The organism is Paenibacillus sp. EZ-K15 (assembly GCF_002573715.1).
In the GTDB taxonomy this organism is placed as follows: domain Bacteria; phylum Bacillota; class Bacilli; order Paenibacillales; family Paenibacillaceae; genus Paenibacillus_AQ.
In genome coordinates, this window is record NZ_PDHM01000012.1 from 1,368 (window position 1) to 18,972 (window position 17,605).

At 49.0% G+C, this 17,605-nt stretch carries 16 protein-coding genes and 3 tRNA genes; 17 read left to right on the plus strand and 2 right to left on the minus strand.

Features of this window, described 5'->3' with window-relative positions:
* From CRG97_RS08105 to yajC, 11 genes are all read left to right on the plus strand, one after another.
* A tRNA-Arg gene (locus tag CRG97_RS08105) sits at positions 1-77 on the plus strand.
* A 42-nt stretch (positions 78-119) separates the two neighbouring features.
* A tRNA-Leu gene (locus tag CRG97_RS08110) sits at positions 120-199 on the plus strand.
* Positions 200-207: 8 nt separating this feature from the next.
* Positions 208-281, plus strand: a tRNA-Pro gene (locus tag CRG97_RS08115).
* Between the two features lie 147 nt (positions 282-428).
* The gene (locus CRG97_RS08120; RefSeq protein ID WP_098742572.1) at positions 429-1,142 is read left to right on the plus strand and encodes a BofC C-terminal domain-containing protein; all 714 of its coding nucleotides are present in this window, start codon (positions 429-431) and stop codon (positions 1,140-1,142) included.
* A 213-nt stretch (positions 1,143-1,355) separates the two neighbouring features.
* On the plus strand, positions 1,356-1,859 hold the full coding sequence (gene ruvC / locus CRG97_RS08125) for a crossover junction endodeoxyribonuclease RuvC (RefSeq protein ID WP_076320426.1): 504 nt from the start codon (positions 1,356-1,358) through the stop codon (positions 1,857-1,859).
* Positions 1,856-2,473 (plus strand): Holliday junction branch migration protein RuvA, encoded by a 618-nt coding sequence (gene ruvA, locus CRG97_RS08130; protein ID WP_098742573.1) that lies wholly within the window; start codon positions 1,856-1,858, stop codon positions 2,471-2,473. The genes ruvC and ruvA overlap by 4 nt, the downstream gene beginning before the upstream one ends.
* Positions 2,474-2,502: 29 nt before the next feature.
* Positions 2,503-3,510 (plus strand): Holliday junction branch migration DNA helicase RuvB, encoded by a 1,008-nt coding sequence (gene ruvB / locus CRG97_RS08135; RefSeq protein ID WP_076320428.1) that lies wholly within the window; start codon positions 2,503-2,505, stop codon positions 3,508-3,510.
* A 57-nt stretch (positions 3,511-3,567) separates the two neighbouring features.
* On the plus strand, positions 3,568-5,658 hold the full coding sequence (locus CRG97_RS08140) for a SpoIID/LytB domain-containing protein (RefSeq protein WP_098742574.1): 2,091 nt from the start codon (positions 3,568-3,570) through the stop codon (positions 5,656-5,658).
* A 5-nt stretch (positions 5,659-5,663) separates the two neighbouring features.
* Complete coding sequence (gene queA / locus CRG97_RS08145) at positions 5,664-6,695, plus strand: tRNA preQ1(34) S-adenosylmethionine ribosyltransferase-isomerase QueA (RefSeq protein WP_098742575.1); 1,032 nt, start codon at positions 5,664-5,666, stop codon at positions 6,693-6,695.
* A 20-nt stretch (positions 6,696-6,715) separates the two neighbouring features.
* Positions 6,716-7,855: a tRNA guanosine(34) transglycosylase Tgt gene (gene tgt, locus CRG97_RS08150; protein WP_098742576.1), complete on the plus strand. Its 1,140-nt coding sequence runs from the start codon at positions 6,716-6,718 to the stop codon at positions 7,853-7,855.
* 47 nt (positions 7,856-7,902) lie between these two features.
* Positions 7,903-8,205 carry a preprotein translocase subunit YajC gene (gene yajC / locus CRG97_RS08155; protein WP_098742577.1) on the plus strand — a complete coding sequence of 101 codons (303 nt, stop codon included), beginning with the start codon at positions 7,903-7,905 and terminating at the stop codon, positions 8,203-8,205.
* 119 nt (positions 8,206-8,324) lie between these two features.
* Here yajC and CRG97_RS08160 read toward each other — a convergent pair whose 3' ends face one another.
* Positions 8,325-8,714, minus strand: coding sequence for a TIGR04086 family membrane protein (locus tag CRG97_RS08160; RefSeq protein ID WP_076320433.1), 390 nt, complete (start codon positions 8,712-8,714; stop codon positions 8,325-8,327).
* Positions 8,715-8,906: 192 nt separating this feature from the next.
* Here CRG97_RS08160 and CRG97_RS08165 point away from each other — a divergent pair, with 192 nt between their 5' ends.
* Positions 8,907-9,689: a YetF domain-containing protein gene (locus CRG97_RS08165; RefSeq protein WP_098742578.1), complete on the plus strand. Its 783-nt coding sequence runs from the start codon at positions 8,907-8,909 to the stop codon at positions 9,687-9,689.
* Here CRG97_RS08165 and spoVB read toward each other — a convergent pair.
* Positions 9,686-11,293, minus strand: coding sequence for a stage V sporulation protein B (spoVB, locus tag CRG97_RS08170; RefSeq protein WP_098742579.1), 1,608 nt, complete (start codon positions 11,291-11,293; stop codon positions 9,686-9,688). The two genes, CRG97_RS08165 and spoVB, sit on opposite strands and share 4 nt — an antisense overlap.
* 188 nt (positions 11,294-11,481) lie before the next feature.
* Here spoVB and CRG97_RS08175 point away from each other — a divergent pair, with 188 nt between their 5' ends.
* The 5 genes from CRG97_RS08175 to recJ all read left to right on the plus strand — a co-directional run bounded on the left by CRG97_RS08175 (position 11,482) and on the right by recJ (position 17,594).
* Positions 11,482-11,739, plus strand: a complete 258-nt coding sequence (locus CRG97_RS08175) for a post-transcriptional regulator (protein WP_098742580.1) — start codon at positions 11,482-11,484, stop codon at positions 11,737-11,739.
* Between the two features lie 131 nt (positions 11,740-11,870).
* Positions 11,871-13,121, plus strand: coding sequence for a protein translocase subunit SecD (secD, locus tag CRG97_RS08180; protein ID WP_076320437.1), 1,251 nt, complete (start codon positions 11,871-11,873; stop codon positions 13,119-13,121).
* Positions 13,111-14,028, plus strand: coding sequence for a protein translocase subunit SecF (gene secF / locus CRG97_RS08185; RefSeq protein ID WP_098742581.1), 918 nt, complete (start codon positions 13,111-13,113; stop codon positions 14,026-14,028). The genes secD and secF overlap by 11 nt, the downstream gene beginning before the upstream one ends.
* Positions 14,029-14,167: 139 nt before the next feature.
* On the plus strand, positions 14,168-15,133 hold the full coding sequence (locus CRG97_RS08190) for a cation diffusion facilitator family transporter (protein WP_098742582.1): 966 nt from the start codon (positions 14,168-14,170) through the stop codon (positions 15,131-15,133).
* A 61-nt stretch (positions 15,134-15,194) separates the two neighbouring features.
* Positions 15,195-17,594, plus strand: a complete 2,400-nt coding sequence (recJ, locus tag CRG97_RS08195; RefSeq protein WP_098742583.1) for a single-stranded-DNA-specific exonuclease RecJ — start codon at positions 15,195-15,197, stop codon at positions 17,592-17,594.
* The last annotated feature ends 11 nt before the right edge of the window (positions 17,595-17,605 follow it).

Consider the following 17,605-nt stretch of genomic DNA (forward strand, 5'->3'; position numbering starts at 1 on the left):
GCGCCCTTAGCTCAGCTGGATAGAGCGTTTGACTACGAATCAAAAGGTCGGGAGTTCGAATCTCTCAGGGCGTGCCATTTTTTAAACTAAATTACTTACTCTATATGAAATTTCATTGTGCCGGTGTGGCGGAATTGGCAGACGCGCGCGACTCAAAATCGTGAGGGAAACCGTGGGGGTTCGAGTCCCTTCACCGGCATTAATTAACGGGATGTAGCTCAGCTTGGTAGAGCACCTGGTTTGGGACCAGGGGGTCGCATGTTCAAATCGTGTCATCCCGATTCGAATCGAAAGACTGCTTTCAGTGTAACTGAAGGCGGTCTTTCTTTGTTATGGATTGAAAATGATGCTAATGGCAAAAGCGGAACTGAATAATTTGGCAGCTTCCCGGTCACAATATGAAAAACATTGAATAGAAGGGGATAACCTTGAGTGTTTTTCATTTCTTTAAGAAGCTGTTCAGAAAACGCTGGAGACGCTGGAGACGCGCGATTTGGTCCTGTGCGATCCTATTGATCGCAGGTATCATGATATGGTCCGGCCAGAATATAAAGGATCAGATGAATAAGCTGCTCACTGCTGCATCCGACGAAACGCCCCTGGCCGTAGAAACGATGCATTACTTGCAGATCGCGGATGATAAGTTGGAAGAACGCCGGCAGGATCAGAGGGAATTCATGCAGAAGCTGAATACCTCGAAGGGAAAGAAGCATGTCCATGTTCGCATCACTTATGTATGTGGCATCGAAGAGCAGGATATGGGTAAGCTTACGGCGGACGGCATTTATGAACTGATGAATAAAAATCCTTTATGGCAGGGACGCTTGGATAACAAAGGAGTAGTTTGGCTGGAGCACACCGTATCCGACCTCTCACCCACCTGTAAGAGGCAAGCTTATATGAGTATCGATTCCCAAGGAAACTTAACGTTGTTTGATGGCCCACCGGAAGAAGAGAAAGTGATGCGGACCTTCTTTCAGCTGGATGTCGGTTCGATGGAGTCTTCTTTGCCTAAAGATGTGATCAAGCAGCTTGAAGAAGGTATTCGAATCCAAGATATGGAAGAGTATAACAGTGTTCTGTCAACCTTTAGCGACTATGCACGGGATATGGCTGAGAATGTCATGAACCCAACCCCTTAAAATTGTTCCAGCTTTGTCGCTTGGTGACCGAAAATGCTGCTGCCCGGAAATTTTCCGGGCAGTTTTTTGCGTTGGAGTGGGATGTCCGCGGTCTCAATATAGTGGATACGTAACGGCTGCTTAAAGGATCAAAGTTTTTCCTCAACAGAGGTCGATCTTTTGTTATAATGAGAGAACGATACATATGTTCGCTTCATCAGAGGAGAGATTGGTTTGCGCATTTTAGGGATCGACCCCGGGATTGCGATTGTAGGTTTCGGGTTTGTAGATAAGGTTGGAAGTAAAGTCACGCCGGTACAGTATGGCTGTATCCAAACGGAAGCCCATACACCGGATGAAGAGAGGCTGCAACACGTGTACGAAGGCATGCAGCAGCTTATTGATAAATATGAGCCTGAGGCCGTTGCTTTCGAGAAATTGTTTTTTAACCGCAACGTAACCACGGCGATGTCCGTATCCCAGGCCAGAGGGGTTCTTATCCTGGCTGCGGTCCAGCGCGGGCTCCCGATTGCAGAATATACGCCGATGCAGGTGAAGCAGGCGATTGTCGGTTATGGCAAGGCCGAGAAGAAACAGGTACAGGAGATGGTCAGGATGTTCCTGAAGTTGCAGAGCATTCCCAAACCTGACGATGTGGCGGATGCATTGGCCGTTGCGATCTGTCACGCCCATTCCTATACACTGAATTCCAAGTTAAATGAGGTATTGCGAAAATGATCGATTTTTTACGGGGACAGGTAGTCCACTTAGAGAGTGAATATATTGTACTGGATGTTCATGGGGTAGGATATCGGGTGTTCTGTCCCAATCCGTATGCCTTTGCCAAAACTGAAGGAACCATCACGGTGTTTACACATCATCATGTCCGTGAAGATGCCATCCTGCTGTTTGGATTTCCGACACGGGAGGAACAGAAGCTGTTCCGTAAACTGATCGAAGTCTCGGGTATCGGTCCGCGTGTGGCGCTCGGCATATTGGGCGGGGGATCACCGGATCATGTGGTTTCCGCCATCTACCAGGAGAATGTATCCTTCTTAATCAAGCTTCCGGGAATCGGTAAGAAAACAGCGCAGCGCATGATTCTGGACCTTAAGGACAAGCTTGAGGGATTCGGAAATGCGAGCATGATGACCGGTCTTTTTGCCATTCAGGAGCCTGAGCCGGAAGCTGACGGCTCGGCGTGGTCTGAGGCACGTGAGGGACTGAAGGCTCTTGGTTATACGGATAGCGAGCTGGACAAGGTTTGGCTCAAGATTAAGGATTCTGCCGCAAGCGGTGAATCCGTCGATGTGCTGATGAAACGGGCACTGCAGCAGCTGTACGCCGGTTAGAGGATCGCTGCAGGAGAGGAGTTTATTAGATGGACGATCGAATTATTTCCGCCAATCTAATGATGGACGAACAGGCTGTCGAGCTTAGTCTGCGTCCACGCTATTTGGCTGAATATATAGGACAGAATCAAGTTAAGGAAAATCTCAAGGTATATATCGAAGCGGCAAAAATGCGTAACGAAGCGCTTGACCACGTGTTGTTGTACGGTCCTCCGGGTCTCGGTAAAACGACGCTGGCCAATATTATCGCCAATGAGCTTGGCGTTAATCTCCGTACGACTTCCGGTCCGGCAATCGAGCGACCGGGGGATCTGGCTGCACTTCTCACTAATCTGCAGGAAGGAGATGTCCTGTTTATTGATGAGATCCATCGGCTGCACCGGACGGTAGAGGAAGTGATGTATCCGGCGATGGAGGATTTTGCGCTGGATATTATGATCGGGAAAGGGCCAAGCGCACGCTCGGTACGTCTGGACCTGCCGCCGTTTACCTTAATTGGCGCCACTACACGGGCTGGATTGCTCTCTGCGCCGCTTAGGGACCGTTTTGGCGTGGTAAGCCGTCTGGAATTCTATACGGTGGACGAGCTGAGTTATATTGTGTCACGTAATGCTGATCTTTTGGAAATCGAGATATTAGGAGAGGCAGCAGAAGAGATTGCCCTCAGATCGCGCGGGACGCCCCGCATTGCCAACCGTCTCTTGAAACGAGTACGTGATTATGCCCAGGTTCGAGGAGATGGCATGATAACGCCAAGCATCGCTCAGGAAGCGCTGAAGATGCTGCAGATCGATCCGATGGGATTGGATTTTATTGATCATAAAATGCTGAACGCCATGATCAAAAGCTTCCGTGGTGGGCCTGTAGGTCTGGATACCATTGCGGCAACCATTGGAGAAGAAAGCCAAACCATTGAAGATGTTTATGAACCGTATCTCCTGCAGATCGGTTTCTTGCAGCGAACACCCCGGGGACGAGTTGTAACGCCCACAGCTTATCAACATTTAGGTATTCCCTTTCCAGAGGATCGTCGTTAGATTATAGAATCATTACATTCATACCAAATCCTAATAGCTACAGGAGGAAAGACTTAAATGGATAGGAACTGGACGAAATCATTATTCGGTTGGACCACCAAGGGACTCTTGTCACTGGCTGTTGCCGGAACCTTATGGAGCGCGCCTGCAGTACATGCGGCCGCTCCTTCAATAGATACGATTCGTGTTGCGATGTTTTTGGATCTGGGAAGTCAGTATAAATCAACAACTAATGCCGTTACACTGAAATCCGCTGAGGCTTTGACGGCATCGCTGCTTGTATCCGGTGCTCAGCAGACTTTGATGAACATTCCAGCAAACCAGCAGGTCCGAATGAGTGTGGATACATACCGCGTCAAGGTGCTTGAGACCACGGATTGGAAAACGGCTTCGGAAGCGGCGAAAAAAATGGAGGCGACGAATGACAAACCGATGCTGTTTGCAGACGGCAATGTATACAAACTATATGCCGGTATGTATGGGACAGAGAAAGCTGCCGTGGACGCGGCAACGCGAACTGCGAAGACGGTGGCTGCTTATCTGAATGGTCAAACGCCTTCTGTTAAAGGCGGACTGCATTTGTCTGCGGGATCGTACGGATCGGAGGCTGAGGCGGAGTCTGTACGTAAGACGTATGCAAATGCCGGCATGGATGCCTTCAATGTTGTGGTACCTAACGGAGGTGCATCCGCTTATGAGGTTTGGGTAGGCGAGGCAGCCAACACAGCCGATCTGGCTGCAGTCAGACAGGAAGCTTCTCCAATATCCGGCGCCCTCGTTGAAATGAATGCCGCTACCTCGGGTCTGATGATGAGACGAGATGTAAGCCTGAACCTGGCGACTCCTCAAGAGACACAGCATTATATGTTGTCGGGTGGTCAGTCGGTTCTGCGGGTAGAAGGAAGCTCAGGTGCCGGAACGAATGTGAAGGAGCGATCGGATCGCTCCTATCGAGGCGCTTTGGAGATCGGACAAAAGAACGGTCAATTGTATCTCGTCAATGAACTGCCGTTTCAGCAGTACCTGTATTCCGTCGTTGGAGCCGAGGTGCCATCTACTTGGGGTGTTGAAGCTCTGAAAGCACAGGCTGTAGCGGCACGCAGCTATGCGCTCTTCCAAGGAAATAAGTTCGAAGTAGCCCATGTCGTGGACACAACGCTAAGCCAGGCCTATTATGGGACAGCCTATGAGTATCCAAGCATTATTCAGGCAGTGGATGCAACTGACGGCGAAGTAGTCATGAAAGACGGCAAAATAGTGGAAACCGTGTTTTCTTCCAATAGTGGAGGAATGACGGCGGACTCTACCGAAGTGTGGGGTAACCGTAACGATCTGTTTGCCGCGGTGGAAAGCCCTGGAGATTCCTCATCCCAGGCAGCGCTTAAATCCTGGTATCATGTACTTCTTCCGAGTGGCGCTACAGGTTATGTACGTGAGGACAATGTGAAGGAAACCGGCAACAAAACATCGGCAGGACTCCTGTATATGACCGTTACCGCCAAGGATACGAATGTACGCCCATTGCCATTGATCCAATCGAACGTTGAGCCTGTAGGCAAGATGAATCCAGGAGAAACGGCTGTCGTCCTTGAGAAAGTGGCGGAATCCAACAGCTATGACTGGGTTCGCGGTCCGTATACTTCGGATCAACTACTGTCCTCTCTAAAAGGAAAAACCTCTAACAGCCTGCCTGCTTCTATTACTTCGCTGGATGTAACGGAGCGAGGCCCGTCTGGACGTGCCCTTACGGTTAAAGCCAACGATCAAGTGCTGGACGTAAAATATCCGGATATGTTCCGCTCGGCTTTTAACGGTCTGCCAAGCACATTGTTTGATATTGAATCGACCGGAAGTTATACTGTATTGAGCGCGAATGGTGCGGTATCAACGGTTTCAAGCGGCCAAACGATATCCGTTATCTCAGGGAGCGGAAACGGAAATGTCAAAGGTTCCGGTACCGTTGTGATGAATGGAACGGGGAAAGCACGTGTGATTGAAAGCTCGTCCGGCTTTAAATTTACCGGTAAAGGCTTAGGTCACGGAATGGGCATGTCCCAATGGGGTGCCAAAGGAATGGCAGATGAAGGGTATGATTACAAGCAGATACTCCAACACTATTACCGCAACACGACTATTACGAAGGACTGACCGACATGAATGTGGATTTGTATGATTTTGAATTACCCGAACACTTAATTGCGCAGACGCCGCTGCTTGATCGAAGCTCTTCCAGGCTTCTCACGCTGGACAAAGAGAGCGGACATATAAGCCATCAAACGTTTGCGGACATCATAGACAGCCTGAATCCGGGGGATACACTCGTATTAAACGATACCAAGGTCATACCGGCCCGATTGTTCGGTGCAAAGGAAGACACCGGTGCGAAAGCAGAGGTCCTTCTGCTGAAGAATATGGGGCAAGACCGGTGGGAAGCACTTGTGAAACCCGGCAAGAAGCTGAAAAAAGGGAACGTAATTTCCTTTGGGGACGGTAAATTAAAAGCGATCATTGAGGAAGAAGGCGAGATGGGTGCTCGCATCCTATCCTTTTCGTATAAAGGGATTTTCCAAGAAATCCTGGATGAACTGGGGCAAATGCCGCTTCCGCCATATATTAAGGAGAAGCTGGATGACCGCGATCGGTATCAGACCGTATATGCGAAGCATGAAGGATCTGCAGCCGCTCCCACGGCGGGCCTGCACTTCACGGAAGCTCTCCTGGAACAGATTCAGGCCAAGGGAGTAGACATCGCCTTCATTACCCTGCACGTGGGACTGGGGACATTTCGTCCGATGTCCGTAGAACAGGTTGAGGATCATGTCATGCATGAAGAGTACTATTCCCTTTCCCAGGAAACCGCTGAGCTGCTGAATGAAACGAAGCGGCGCGGCGGCAGGGTTATCGCTGTAGGGACTACCTCTTGCAGAACGCTGGAGACGGTTGGATCGGCGCTGAAAGGCGAGCCGCTGCGTGAGAGTAGCGGCTGGACAAGCATTTTCATATATCCCGGATATACTTTTACCGTTGTGGACGCGCTGATTACGAATTTCCATCTGCCGAAATCCACGCTGGTGATGCTGGTCAGTGCGCTGGCCGGACACGAATACATTATGAAGGCGTACAAGGAAGCTGTTGAGAAGGAATATCGATTCTTCAGCTTTGGCGACGCGATGTTTATCTATTAATTCGGAGGTTGGTTAATACAATGGTAGCAGCTGTTACTTATGAACATATTAAAACGTGTAAACAATCGGGCGCGAGGCTCGGCAGAGTGCACACCCCGCACGGCGTGATCGATACGCCGACATTCATGCCTGTGGGAACATTGGCAACCGTAAAAACCATGAGCCCGGAAGAACTAAAGGCTATGGATGCCCACATTATACTGAGCAACACCTATCACCTCTTTTTGCGTCCTGGACATGATATTGTGAAGGAAGCGGGGGGACTGCACAAATTCATGAACTGGGACCGTCCGATCCTGACCGATAGCGGAGGCTTCCAGGTATTCAGCTTAGCAGAAATGAGAAAAATATCGGAAGAAGGCGTGCATTTCCGTTCCCACTTGAACGGAGATAAACTGTTTATCTCCCCGGAAGTCGCGATGGAGATTCAGAACGCGCTCGGATCTGATATTATGATGGCTTTTGATGAATGCCCGCCTTATCCTGCGGAGTATGAATACGTTAAACAATCCACCGAGCGGACCTCTCGCTGGGCTGAACGCTGCCTTAAGAGCCATGCTAGACCGGAAGACCAAGCCCTATTCGGCATCGTTCAGGGAGGCATGCATGAGGATCTGCGCCGTCAGAGCGCCCGTGATTTGACTTCCATGGATTTCCCGGGTTATGCTATTGGTGGACTTAGTGTGGGAGAATCGAAGCAGCTTATGTATGAAGTGCTGGATTACACGGTGCCCCTGCTGCCGAACAATAAACCTCGCTATTTGATGGGAGTCGGATCACCCGATGCGTTGATTGAGGGCTCGATTCGTGGTGTGGATATGTTCGATTGCGTGCTTCCGACGCGGATCGCTCGCAACGGGACAACGATGACAAGTCAAGGCCGTCTTGTCGTTCGAAATGCTCAATATGCCAGGGATTACGGACCGCTGGATCCGGAATGTGACTGCTACACTTGCCGTAACTACTCGCGTGCTTATCTGCGTCATCTGATCAAGAGTGATGAAACGTTTGGATTAAGATTGACGACGTATCATAACCTGCATTTCCTGCTCAATTTGATGCGTAACGTGCGTCAGAGTATTATGGAAGACCGTCTGCTTGATTTCCGCGATGAGTTTTTTGATAAGTACGGCCTACATGATAATGAAAAAGGGTTCTAAAGCAAGTTCATGGCCATCATGATAAGTTTGTGAAAGGGGGGAAAGATATGTTTGATTTAGCAGCTGGTGCAGGTCAAGGCGGAGGCGGTATTTTAGGGTTGGTTTTGCCTTTCGTTCTGATGTTTGTCATCTTTTATTTTCTGCTTATTCGTCCACAGCAGAAGAAACAGAAGACCAGAAACGCAATGCTTAGCGCCTTGTCAAAGGGCGATAAAGTGGTGACCATTGGAGGCCTGCACGGTACAATTGTGGAGATTACCGACGATATTGTGGTCTTGAAAGTGAACGATGTAACGAAGTTGACGTTCGATCGTAACTCTATCAGCCATAGTGTGAATGCGGATGCATAATTACGTTTCACCTACATATGGAATGTAATCGTCATAACAAAGGCCGATTCCTTTTAGGAGTCGGCCTTTGTTTTTTAGCATGGTAGTGAGATGCTCGCCAGGAGCGTTAGCGTGAAACTTTATTTTTTTAAGTTGACCCCGAACATTCCCCCGATGGCGCCAGCAGCAAATACCGTGGCAATCAGCGTCAAATCTCCGAGAGATAAGGAACTATCCAAAGCAAGAAAGCCAATGACGAGCAGCGTAATGCCATATATCAGCCCTGTCAGGCAGCCGTAATACCAACCTTTGTTTCCTGCGCGCTTGCCGCTCACACAACCTCCGATAAAGGCTGCGATGGCATGTACGAGAAACGTGTAGAACGATAAATCATCTTCGGCTAGTCCGCTGCCCCATAGAAGCAGGGATAACGCAAACGCGCCAAGAAACATCCAGAAAAAAGAATACAAAAGTCCTGAAAGAATCGGATTGGAGATCCTGAAAGTGAAAACTCGCCGGATCGGTTCCATGAATCATCCCCCTTAACTAATCTTGATCATTAAATTGTATGGCCAAGCCTGTACATATAGTACAAACTGAGCATTTTGCATCCGGTTTTGCATGATTTCCATTAATTAATCCGTTGTAATCGAATGGGAAAAGCTATAGCAGGCCAGAATAGCTGTACATGAGAATGTTCGACAAGCTAGGAGGGATTGTTTATGTCTCATATGACTATTCTGATTCTGCGGACCATTCTGATGTATGTGGTCATCTTTGTCACCATGAGAATCATGGGCAAACGGGAAATCGGAAAGCTGTCTATCTTCGATTTGGTCATATCCGTTATGATTGCAGAGATTGCCGTTTTTGTTCTGGAAGATGTCCAAAAGCCGATTTGGGAGGGGCTTGCTCCTATCGCCGTTTTGGTTGCCATTCAGGTAGGTCTTGCATACATCGGACTGAAAAATCGAAATATACGGCTGTTTGCCGACGGAAAGCCAAGCGTATTGGTGTCCCGGGGCAGGCTGCACCGTAAGGAGATGGCAAAGCTTCGCTATAATCTGGATGATCTGATGCAGCAGCTAAGGGGCAAAGATATTGACAGTCTGGCGGATGTTGAATTTGCGATACTTGAAACATCCGGTCAGCTCACCGTGATTCCAAAGGATACGGGGAGCAGCTCCAACAGCAGTTCGAATAACTCTTCAAGTTCATCCAACACCTTAGGGGCCACCAATTTTTCATCCACTTCATCCCAATCCGAAAAAGAAAACCCTACAGTCGTAGATATTCCTTACGATAAAATTACGTATGAAGGCCTGCCTATTCCGCTTATATTGGATGGAAAGGTGCAGGACGAGAACCTTGAATTAATCCATAAAACGCGGTTCTGGCTTAAGAACGAGATACAGAATTTCGGTGCTAAGGATTTTAAGGATATTTTTCTATGCTCTATTGACCATAAAGGCCGGATTTACATTGACCGTAAAGACAGGATCTAACGACGGCTGAATTTATTGAACCAGGTGCCGACGACAGGCACACGATCCAAATCTCGCGGTGTTACCAGCTTGGTCATAAAAATCATGATGAAATAGACCAGAATGCCAACTGCGATGGAAGCCCAAAATTGCAGCCATGGCGCGGTCGAAAACGGAAGATGTTTGTACCCATAGAGGACACAGGCACCCATAATGATCATAACCGCCCCGATTTTGACATAATCCAGCAGACGGAATCGAAAGCCGATCAGTCTCGATAGGCTGAAACCGTGGAGTAATGTAACTGCAATGCTGTTTACGATAATGGCAATGACGGCCCCTATTATGCCGAAGGCGGGATTGGATGCCAAAAACACGATGAGGCTCATTTTGATGATCGCCCCGAATAACGTGTTGAGTAATGCCCGGCCCGGACGGTCCAGAGCTTGCAAGGCAGCTTGAAGCGGGGACTGCACGTACAGGAACAAGGCAAACGGCGCCATGATTTTGAGCATATCGCTAATCTCCGCGTTGTCGTATAGGAGCAGGCATAATGGCTCAGCCAGGACAAACATAATGATGGCAAACGGAGCTCCGGAGACAAGGGCTAGCCGAAGGGATTGGTTCATTCGTTTGTGGATGGTCGTCCGGTCATTGCGGGCGGCTGCTTCCGAGAGTGAAGGCACCAGAGAGATGGCCAGAGAAACCGTCAGAGCACCGGGCAATAACAGGAGCGGGATGATCATCCCTTGCAGTGCTCCATACTGAGCGGTTGCTACGGATGTCGCTATACCTGCCATGGCCAGGCTGCGATTGGTCAGAATCGTCTCCAGGAGGTAGGAGAATGAACCTACCATCTTGCCCCCCGTCACAGGCAATGCAATACCAAATAAACGTTTCAGGATACCTTTATTCGAGGAAGCGTCTTCTTTTGCAGTTTTTTCGGATATTACTTCTTGTGGTTGCGGTTTAGGTAAAAGTTTATTCTTAGGTCGTCCCTCCCCGGGATATTGCAGCAGCAGGGCTATCATCCCAATCAGTTCCCCCGCGGCTGTTCCGAGCATGGCACCCGCAGCCCCGTAAGCGATGCCTTTGGGCATCAAGAGATGCGCAAACCACAACATGCAAATAATTCGGACAATCGTCTCGATCACGGAGGAGCTTGCGGAGGGAATCATGTTCTGTTTGCCCTGGAAATATCCACGGTAGACCGACGAAACGGCAATGATGATCAACATGGGTGTCATGCTGATAAAGGTTTGGTATACACGCTCGTCCGGCAAAAGCACGCCGGTTACCCAAGGGGCAAGGAGCAGACTAAGTCCCGTAAAGAGGGCGCCTGCTATAAGCGTCAGCATCAGGCTGACATGCAGGATTTGCTTGGAAGCATCACGCTTTCCTGCACCTTCCGCTTCGGCAACCATTTTGGCAATGGCCAGCGGAATTCCGCCCGTAATAATCGTCACGAGCACGATAAAGAAGGGATAGCCCAGTTGGTAAATTCCGACACCCTCGGGTCCAATGATCCGGGGGAGGGCGATCCGGGGGATAAAACCGAGTAGGCGGTTTAATATGCCGGCTGCAAGTAAAATCAGCGTTCCTTTAATAAATGATTGCTTGTTCACTGTCCATCCCACTCCCTGGTTAAGACTGAATACGGTGACACGACATGGCTATTCTTATGGATATGCCCTACCTGTCCCATCTGATGACTTTACTTTTTTTTCAGGACATGGTAGGAATAGAAGGAAAGCAATGTATCATGTCGAATGTAACTTAGGGACAACAGGGAGTCAGTGAGGAGGCCATATGCATGGAACTCGAGCAAATGAGCGAGGAAGATTTGATGAGCACCATTGAGATGGTATGCTTGAGCAAGGTTGAGGAAATGCATTTGATTGGGTACGAATATGTGACAAGCGACGATATTTGGAACTGTGTCAGCAGCAAATATGAAAAGGAAGGCATCCCCTCCCTCCACAAACTGGTCAATGACATTCTGTCCTTGAAGGCGACAGCATTAATGAACTATATGACAATATCAGCATATAAGGGATCTTCTTTCGATTAATCGAAGAGGTCCCTTTTGCCTTGCGGATATAAGGGTTCATTCATAAACCCGACAAATTTTGAGAAATTGACTGGGTTTTATGACATCGCTATAATAGGAATATTGAGTAAAAAGGGGGAACAAAGGACGGCATGAAGAGAATAATCAGTTTCGTCGGAACCGTACTCGTGATCACTGTTTTAATGGCCGTTACAACTCCAGGCTTGCTGAAAGACGTCCGTCTAGGTCTGGATCTTAAGGGTGGATTCGAAATCCTTTATGAAGCAGAGCCTTTGATGGAAGGGCAGCAAGTCACAAAAGAAGCACTGCAGGAAACCGCAAAGAGCTTGCAAAAGCGTGCGGATGCAATGGGAACCTCTGAGCCTGAGGTTACGCCGGAAGGGGCGAACCGGATTCGCTTGAAGGTGGCAGGCGTAACGGATGAGGCTGAAGTTCGAAAAACGATGAAAGAACCTGCGAACCTCACATTCCGAAGCAATGACGGCTGTAAAGAAGGCGAGGAGTTCTGTAAGATTGAGCTCCGCGGCGACGATTTCGTCGAGAACGGCGCATCGGTTGCCTATGACCAGCTTAATCAGCCTATGATAGATATTAAAGTGAAGGACAAAGGGAAGTTTGCTGAAATTACAGGACGTCTTCTCGGTCAAGAACTGGCTATCTTCATGGACGACCAATTGCTATCAGCTCCGACGGTACGTGCCGCATTAACGGATGGTACCGCACAAATTACGGGGAGCTATTCGCTGGATGAAGCGAAGCAGATCCGGGATACGATTAATCTCGGCGCCCTGCCGCTGAAGCTGGTTGAGAAGTACTCTCAGAGCGTAGGAGCTACGCTCGGTATGCAATCTCTTACGAAAACGGTAGAAGCAGGTCTTATCGCGTCCGTTGCGATTCTGCTGTTCATGATTATCAGGTATCGCGTACCGGGTTTGCTGGCAAGCTTTGCACTTATTTTGCATACATGGCTTCTGATTCTTATTTTTGTATGGGCTGACTTTACGCTGACGCTTCCAGGTATTGCAGCATTTATATTAGGTATAGGTATGGCGGTTGATGCCAATATCATCACCTATGAACGCATTCGGGAAGAGATCAGAACGGGCAAGAGTGTTCCATCAGCGGTGAAAGCAGGCGGTAAGTCATCCCTGCGAGCCATCATGGACTCCAACTTGACGACGATACTCGTTGCCGCTGTCATGTTCGGATTTGGTACCGGCGCGGTTAAAGGTTTTGCGCTTGTATTGATTCTGGAGATCATCTTGAGTATTGCCACGAACGTTTATTTCTCCCGTTTCTTGCTCAATCTACTTGTGAATATTGGTTGGGCCCGCAAACCGAGCCATTATGGCGTAAAGGAGCGTGACATTCGTGAGCTTTAAGAACTTTGATTTCGTAGGCAAAAGCAGATTTTTCTATATTCTATCCATTGCCATTACGATTCTGGGCTTGGTATTTCTCTTGACTCGTGGTCTTAACTATGGAGTTGATTTCCAATCCGGCTCGAACGTAGACATCTCTCTCTCCAAGCCGCTGACTACGGAGCAGATTAATACCGTATTAAAAGAGGCTGGAATCGGTGAAGATGCGAGCATTACTCCTGGTAATGACCGCGTGAATATTCGATTCAGCGAGGTGCTGACCGAGGACCAGGATCTGAAGATGCGTTCCGGCATTGAGAAGCTGGATAAAACGGCCACCTTCGAGATCAACACGGTGGACCCAGAGATGGCAAAAGAGCTGGGCCGAAACGCAATTTATGCGGTATTGATTTCCTGTATCGGGATTATCATCTATGTCAGCATCCGTTTTGAATGGCGGTTTGCGATTGCAGCGATCGTAGCGTTACTTCATGATGCATTTGTTGTCATTAGTATTTTCTCCATACTCGGTCTCGAGGTGGATCTGACATTCATTATTGCCGTTCTGACGATTATCGGTTATTCGATTAACGATACGATCGTCATCTTCGACCGGATCAGGGAGAACCTGAGGTTTGCCAAGATTAAAAGATTCTCGGATCTTAAAGATCTGGTAAACAAAAGTTTGACCCAGACGATCGGACGTTCGATCTATACAGCATTGTCTGTTTTCATCGCTGCACTCTTCATGCTCCTGCTTGGCGGTGAGTCGATTCAGATGTTCTCTCTGGCAATTTGTATCGGTTTGGCATTCGGCGCGTACTCTTCGATCTTTATCGCAAGTCCGTTGTGGCTCGTCCTTAAGGGGCGTAATGTCAGCAATAAACCAAATTCGCCTAAGCCAAGCAAAGATAAGATTGAAATCTAATTCAGTCGCTGTTGGCGTAGCAGTCTAGATAGCAGAGGGTCCTATACAAGTAGAAAGCCGCGTCGCAGGCGACGCGGCTTTCTAAAGTTAACAGCGATAATAAATATAGGATCGATAGTGACATTGAGGGGGGCCTCAAGTGAGCAATGAACGTTTGAATCATACGGAGACTGTCCTTTGGACAGGCATTGTAACGGATTTTGCATTAGCCTTGTGTAAAGGGATCGCCGGATATTTATCCGGCAGTAAGGCTCTAATCGGAGATGCTCTGCATTCTGCGGCAAATGCCGTAACTTTATTGGTGGATCGTTTACCAAGCCTGGGTATATTCGGCAATAAAAGCTCCATTCGGGACAAACGGAAGGTTTCGGACACGACGGAGCCCGTGATCTCGATTCTATTTGCCGTTTTATTGATCATGGGCGGTATTCAAATTGCGGTATCCGCGATTCAGACCATGGCATCAGGCGACCTGGAGCCGCCAACCAAATCGGCACTGCTTGCAGTCTTCATATCACTCGCGGTGAATGAAGCCGTGTTTCAGTACCAATGTCGGCAGATAAAAAGAAACAAGGATTCCCGGTATGAGGTGCTGTCCGCTGATCATCGATTTGCCTTGTACTCTTCGCTAACGGTATTAATCGGCGTGTCACTAGCTATGGGGGGCTCTTATTTTGAATGGACACCCCTGCTCTATATGGATTCGGTTGCGGCTCTGATTGTGGCATGTCTCGTGGTCCGCAAAGGGTATATACTAATCGTTCATTCCGTTTATGGAACGCTCGTGGAAGAGAAGCGGCATGAGCACGAAGCCGATTTCATGGATACGATTCAGCGAGTGCATGGCGTGATCACGATCGAGGAACTGAAGGTTCAGGAATACGGGCAGATCCGTCATGTGAACATTGAAGTGAAAATTACCGTGAATCCGCGGACATCCGTATTGGAGGCTCAAGAGATTGCCGAGCGAATCCGGAAGCTGTTAACCCATCGCTTTATTCAGGTTACGGATGCCAAGGTTCACGTGGTACCCTATGAACCGGGTTATCCATATAAATCGAACTATGACTTAATGGACAACGATATGCCGACACTGCCGCAGTAGCGTCTGGAGCTAACAGGTGTAAGTCAACAGGAAAAAGGCAGGAAAAGGAAGGTGAGTCCCTGTGCTGTATTCCAAATATGAATGGAGAATACGCTCGGCAGAGTCATCGATCACCGATAGGCTGGCCCAGGATTTGTCGCTGCCACCCATGGTGGCTTCACTCATGGCGTCACGGGGGATACAATCAGCCGAGGATGGACGGAGATTTCTATATGGAACGTTTGAGCTGACGCACGACCCTTATCTCATGCAGGGGATGCAGGAGGCTGTCACGCGTATTCGTAAAGCGCTGGAGGATCGGGAACATATTCTGATCTATGGCGATTATGATGCAGACGGTGTTTCCAGCACGTCATTGATGATTCATCTGATGCGCTACTTGGGTGCATCTTATGATATTTATATACCTCACCGATCCAATGAAGGTTATGGCTTACATAATCACGCGCTGGATTGGGCCCATCAGCAAGGGGTCAGTCTAGTCATTACCGTAGATACTGGAATTAGTGCAATCGAGCAAATTGCGTATGCCAACAGCCTTGGCATCGACGTAATTGTCACGGACCATCATGAGCCGCCTGAAGTGCTGCCAGAAGCTTATGCACTGATCAACCCGAAAATCCCTACATGCCCGTATCCCTTTAAGGGGTTGGCAGGCGTAGGCGTAGCGTACAAGCTGGCACAGGCTCTCGTTGGAGAACCACCGGAGGAATGGCTTCAGATTGTTTCCATCGGGACCATTGCGGACTTGATGCCGCTTACGGGGGAGAATCGGGTGCTTGTGAAGCACGGAATCGAATCGATGCGGAATACGAGGTATGAAGGCATCCGATGCTTGCTGGAGGTATCGGGGATCCATGTGGAGCAGGTGACTGCCGTAAATGTGGCATTCTCCATGGCACCACGGATTAACGCCAGTGGCCGTCTGGATCATGCAGGCCGTGCCGTTACGCTTCTTACAACAGAACACCGTGAAGAAGCGGAACGGCTTGCCTGGGAACTGGATGGGCTGAACAAGGATCGGCAGCAAGTGGTCGAAAACATCGTCCAGGAAGCGCTTGGCATGGTTCAAAACCGCTGGAGAGGACAGGAGGTTCCTCCTGTCATCGTATTGGCGGGTGAAGGCTGGAATGTTGGCGTGGTTGGTATCGTGGCATCCAAAATATTGGAGCGATTCTACAGGCCTGTCGTTATCCTCGGGATTGATCCCGAGACGGGAAACTGTAAAGGCTCCGCCCGTTCAATTCCGGGATTTGATATTTATGCGGCTCTGCACTCCTGCAAGGACGTCATGGACCATTTTGGCGGCCATCCTTCTGCAGCGGGCATGAGCCTCCATCGGGATCGCTTGGAGGAATTTGAACAGGGACTACATCGATATGCTGAGGAAGCACTCGAAGAAGAGCATCTGATCGCAATTTGTGAGGCGGACCTGGAGGCCAGTTTGTCGGAGGTATCGGTGCCCGTTATTGAACAGATTGAACAGTTAAGTCCGTTTGGCATGGCGAATGCCGTGCCGAAGATCGTTTTCCGGGATGTTGTCATAAAGGAAGTCCGTAAAATCGGCAAAGAAGGAAAACATCTGAAGCTTCGCTTGCAGCAGAAGCGGGAGGTTATGGATGCGATCTCATTCGGATGGGGGCATCTTGCCGATATATTGCCGGTAGGCACGGCTGTGGATGTGCTTGGTGAGCTTTCCGTGAATGAATGGAACGGGAGTCGTAAAGTACAGCTCATGATTCAGGATATCTGCGCTCCTTATCAACAGGTGTTTGACTACCGCGGGATCAAAGAGCCGTTACAGGAAATTCAGAGGTGGAGAGCGGAGCTGGAGCCGCATCTGCGTTGCCCTGCAGGTCGGTCGGCAGTGGTGTACGCAAAAGATTCACATCCGGAAATAAAAAGTCAATTGTATGATATGTGCCTTTGGGTATATGATAGGAATGCTGGCATCATGCCGGATAATGATATTGCTGAGAACAGTCAAGAAGATATTTCCGTTTTGTTCGTACTGGATGTACCGGAGACGGCTGAACAACTGGATGCATTTATGTCAGCCTTCCATTCCGTTCCCAATATATTCATGCTGCATCCGACCCGGAACCTGCGCGAACGACTGCAAATTCCGGACCGCGAACAGTTTAAGAAGCTGTACGTTTCACTCGCCGGGATGACGTCCGCTCCCATGTCGGAGAATGAGGTTGTAGCACGTCTGCAGAAGCAGACTTCCTTATCTACACGCATGCTGCTCAAAGTACTGGATGTGTTTGAGGAACTGGCGTTCATCCAGCGTGTCCAGGGACAGATTACTTTTATACCGAAGCCGGAGAAAAAACCGCTGGACGCTTCCCGTCACTTCCGTGAGCTAAGCGATTTGGCGGATATGGAGCAGCATTTGCTGCATGCCGGTACCGAACAGTTAACCCAATGGATGATGTCCCGCACAAAAGGCGTATCTTAACCGCAACTATA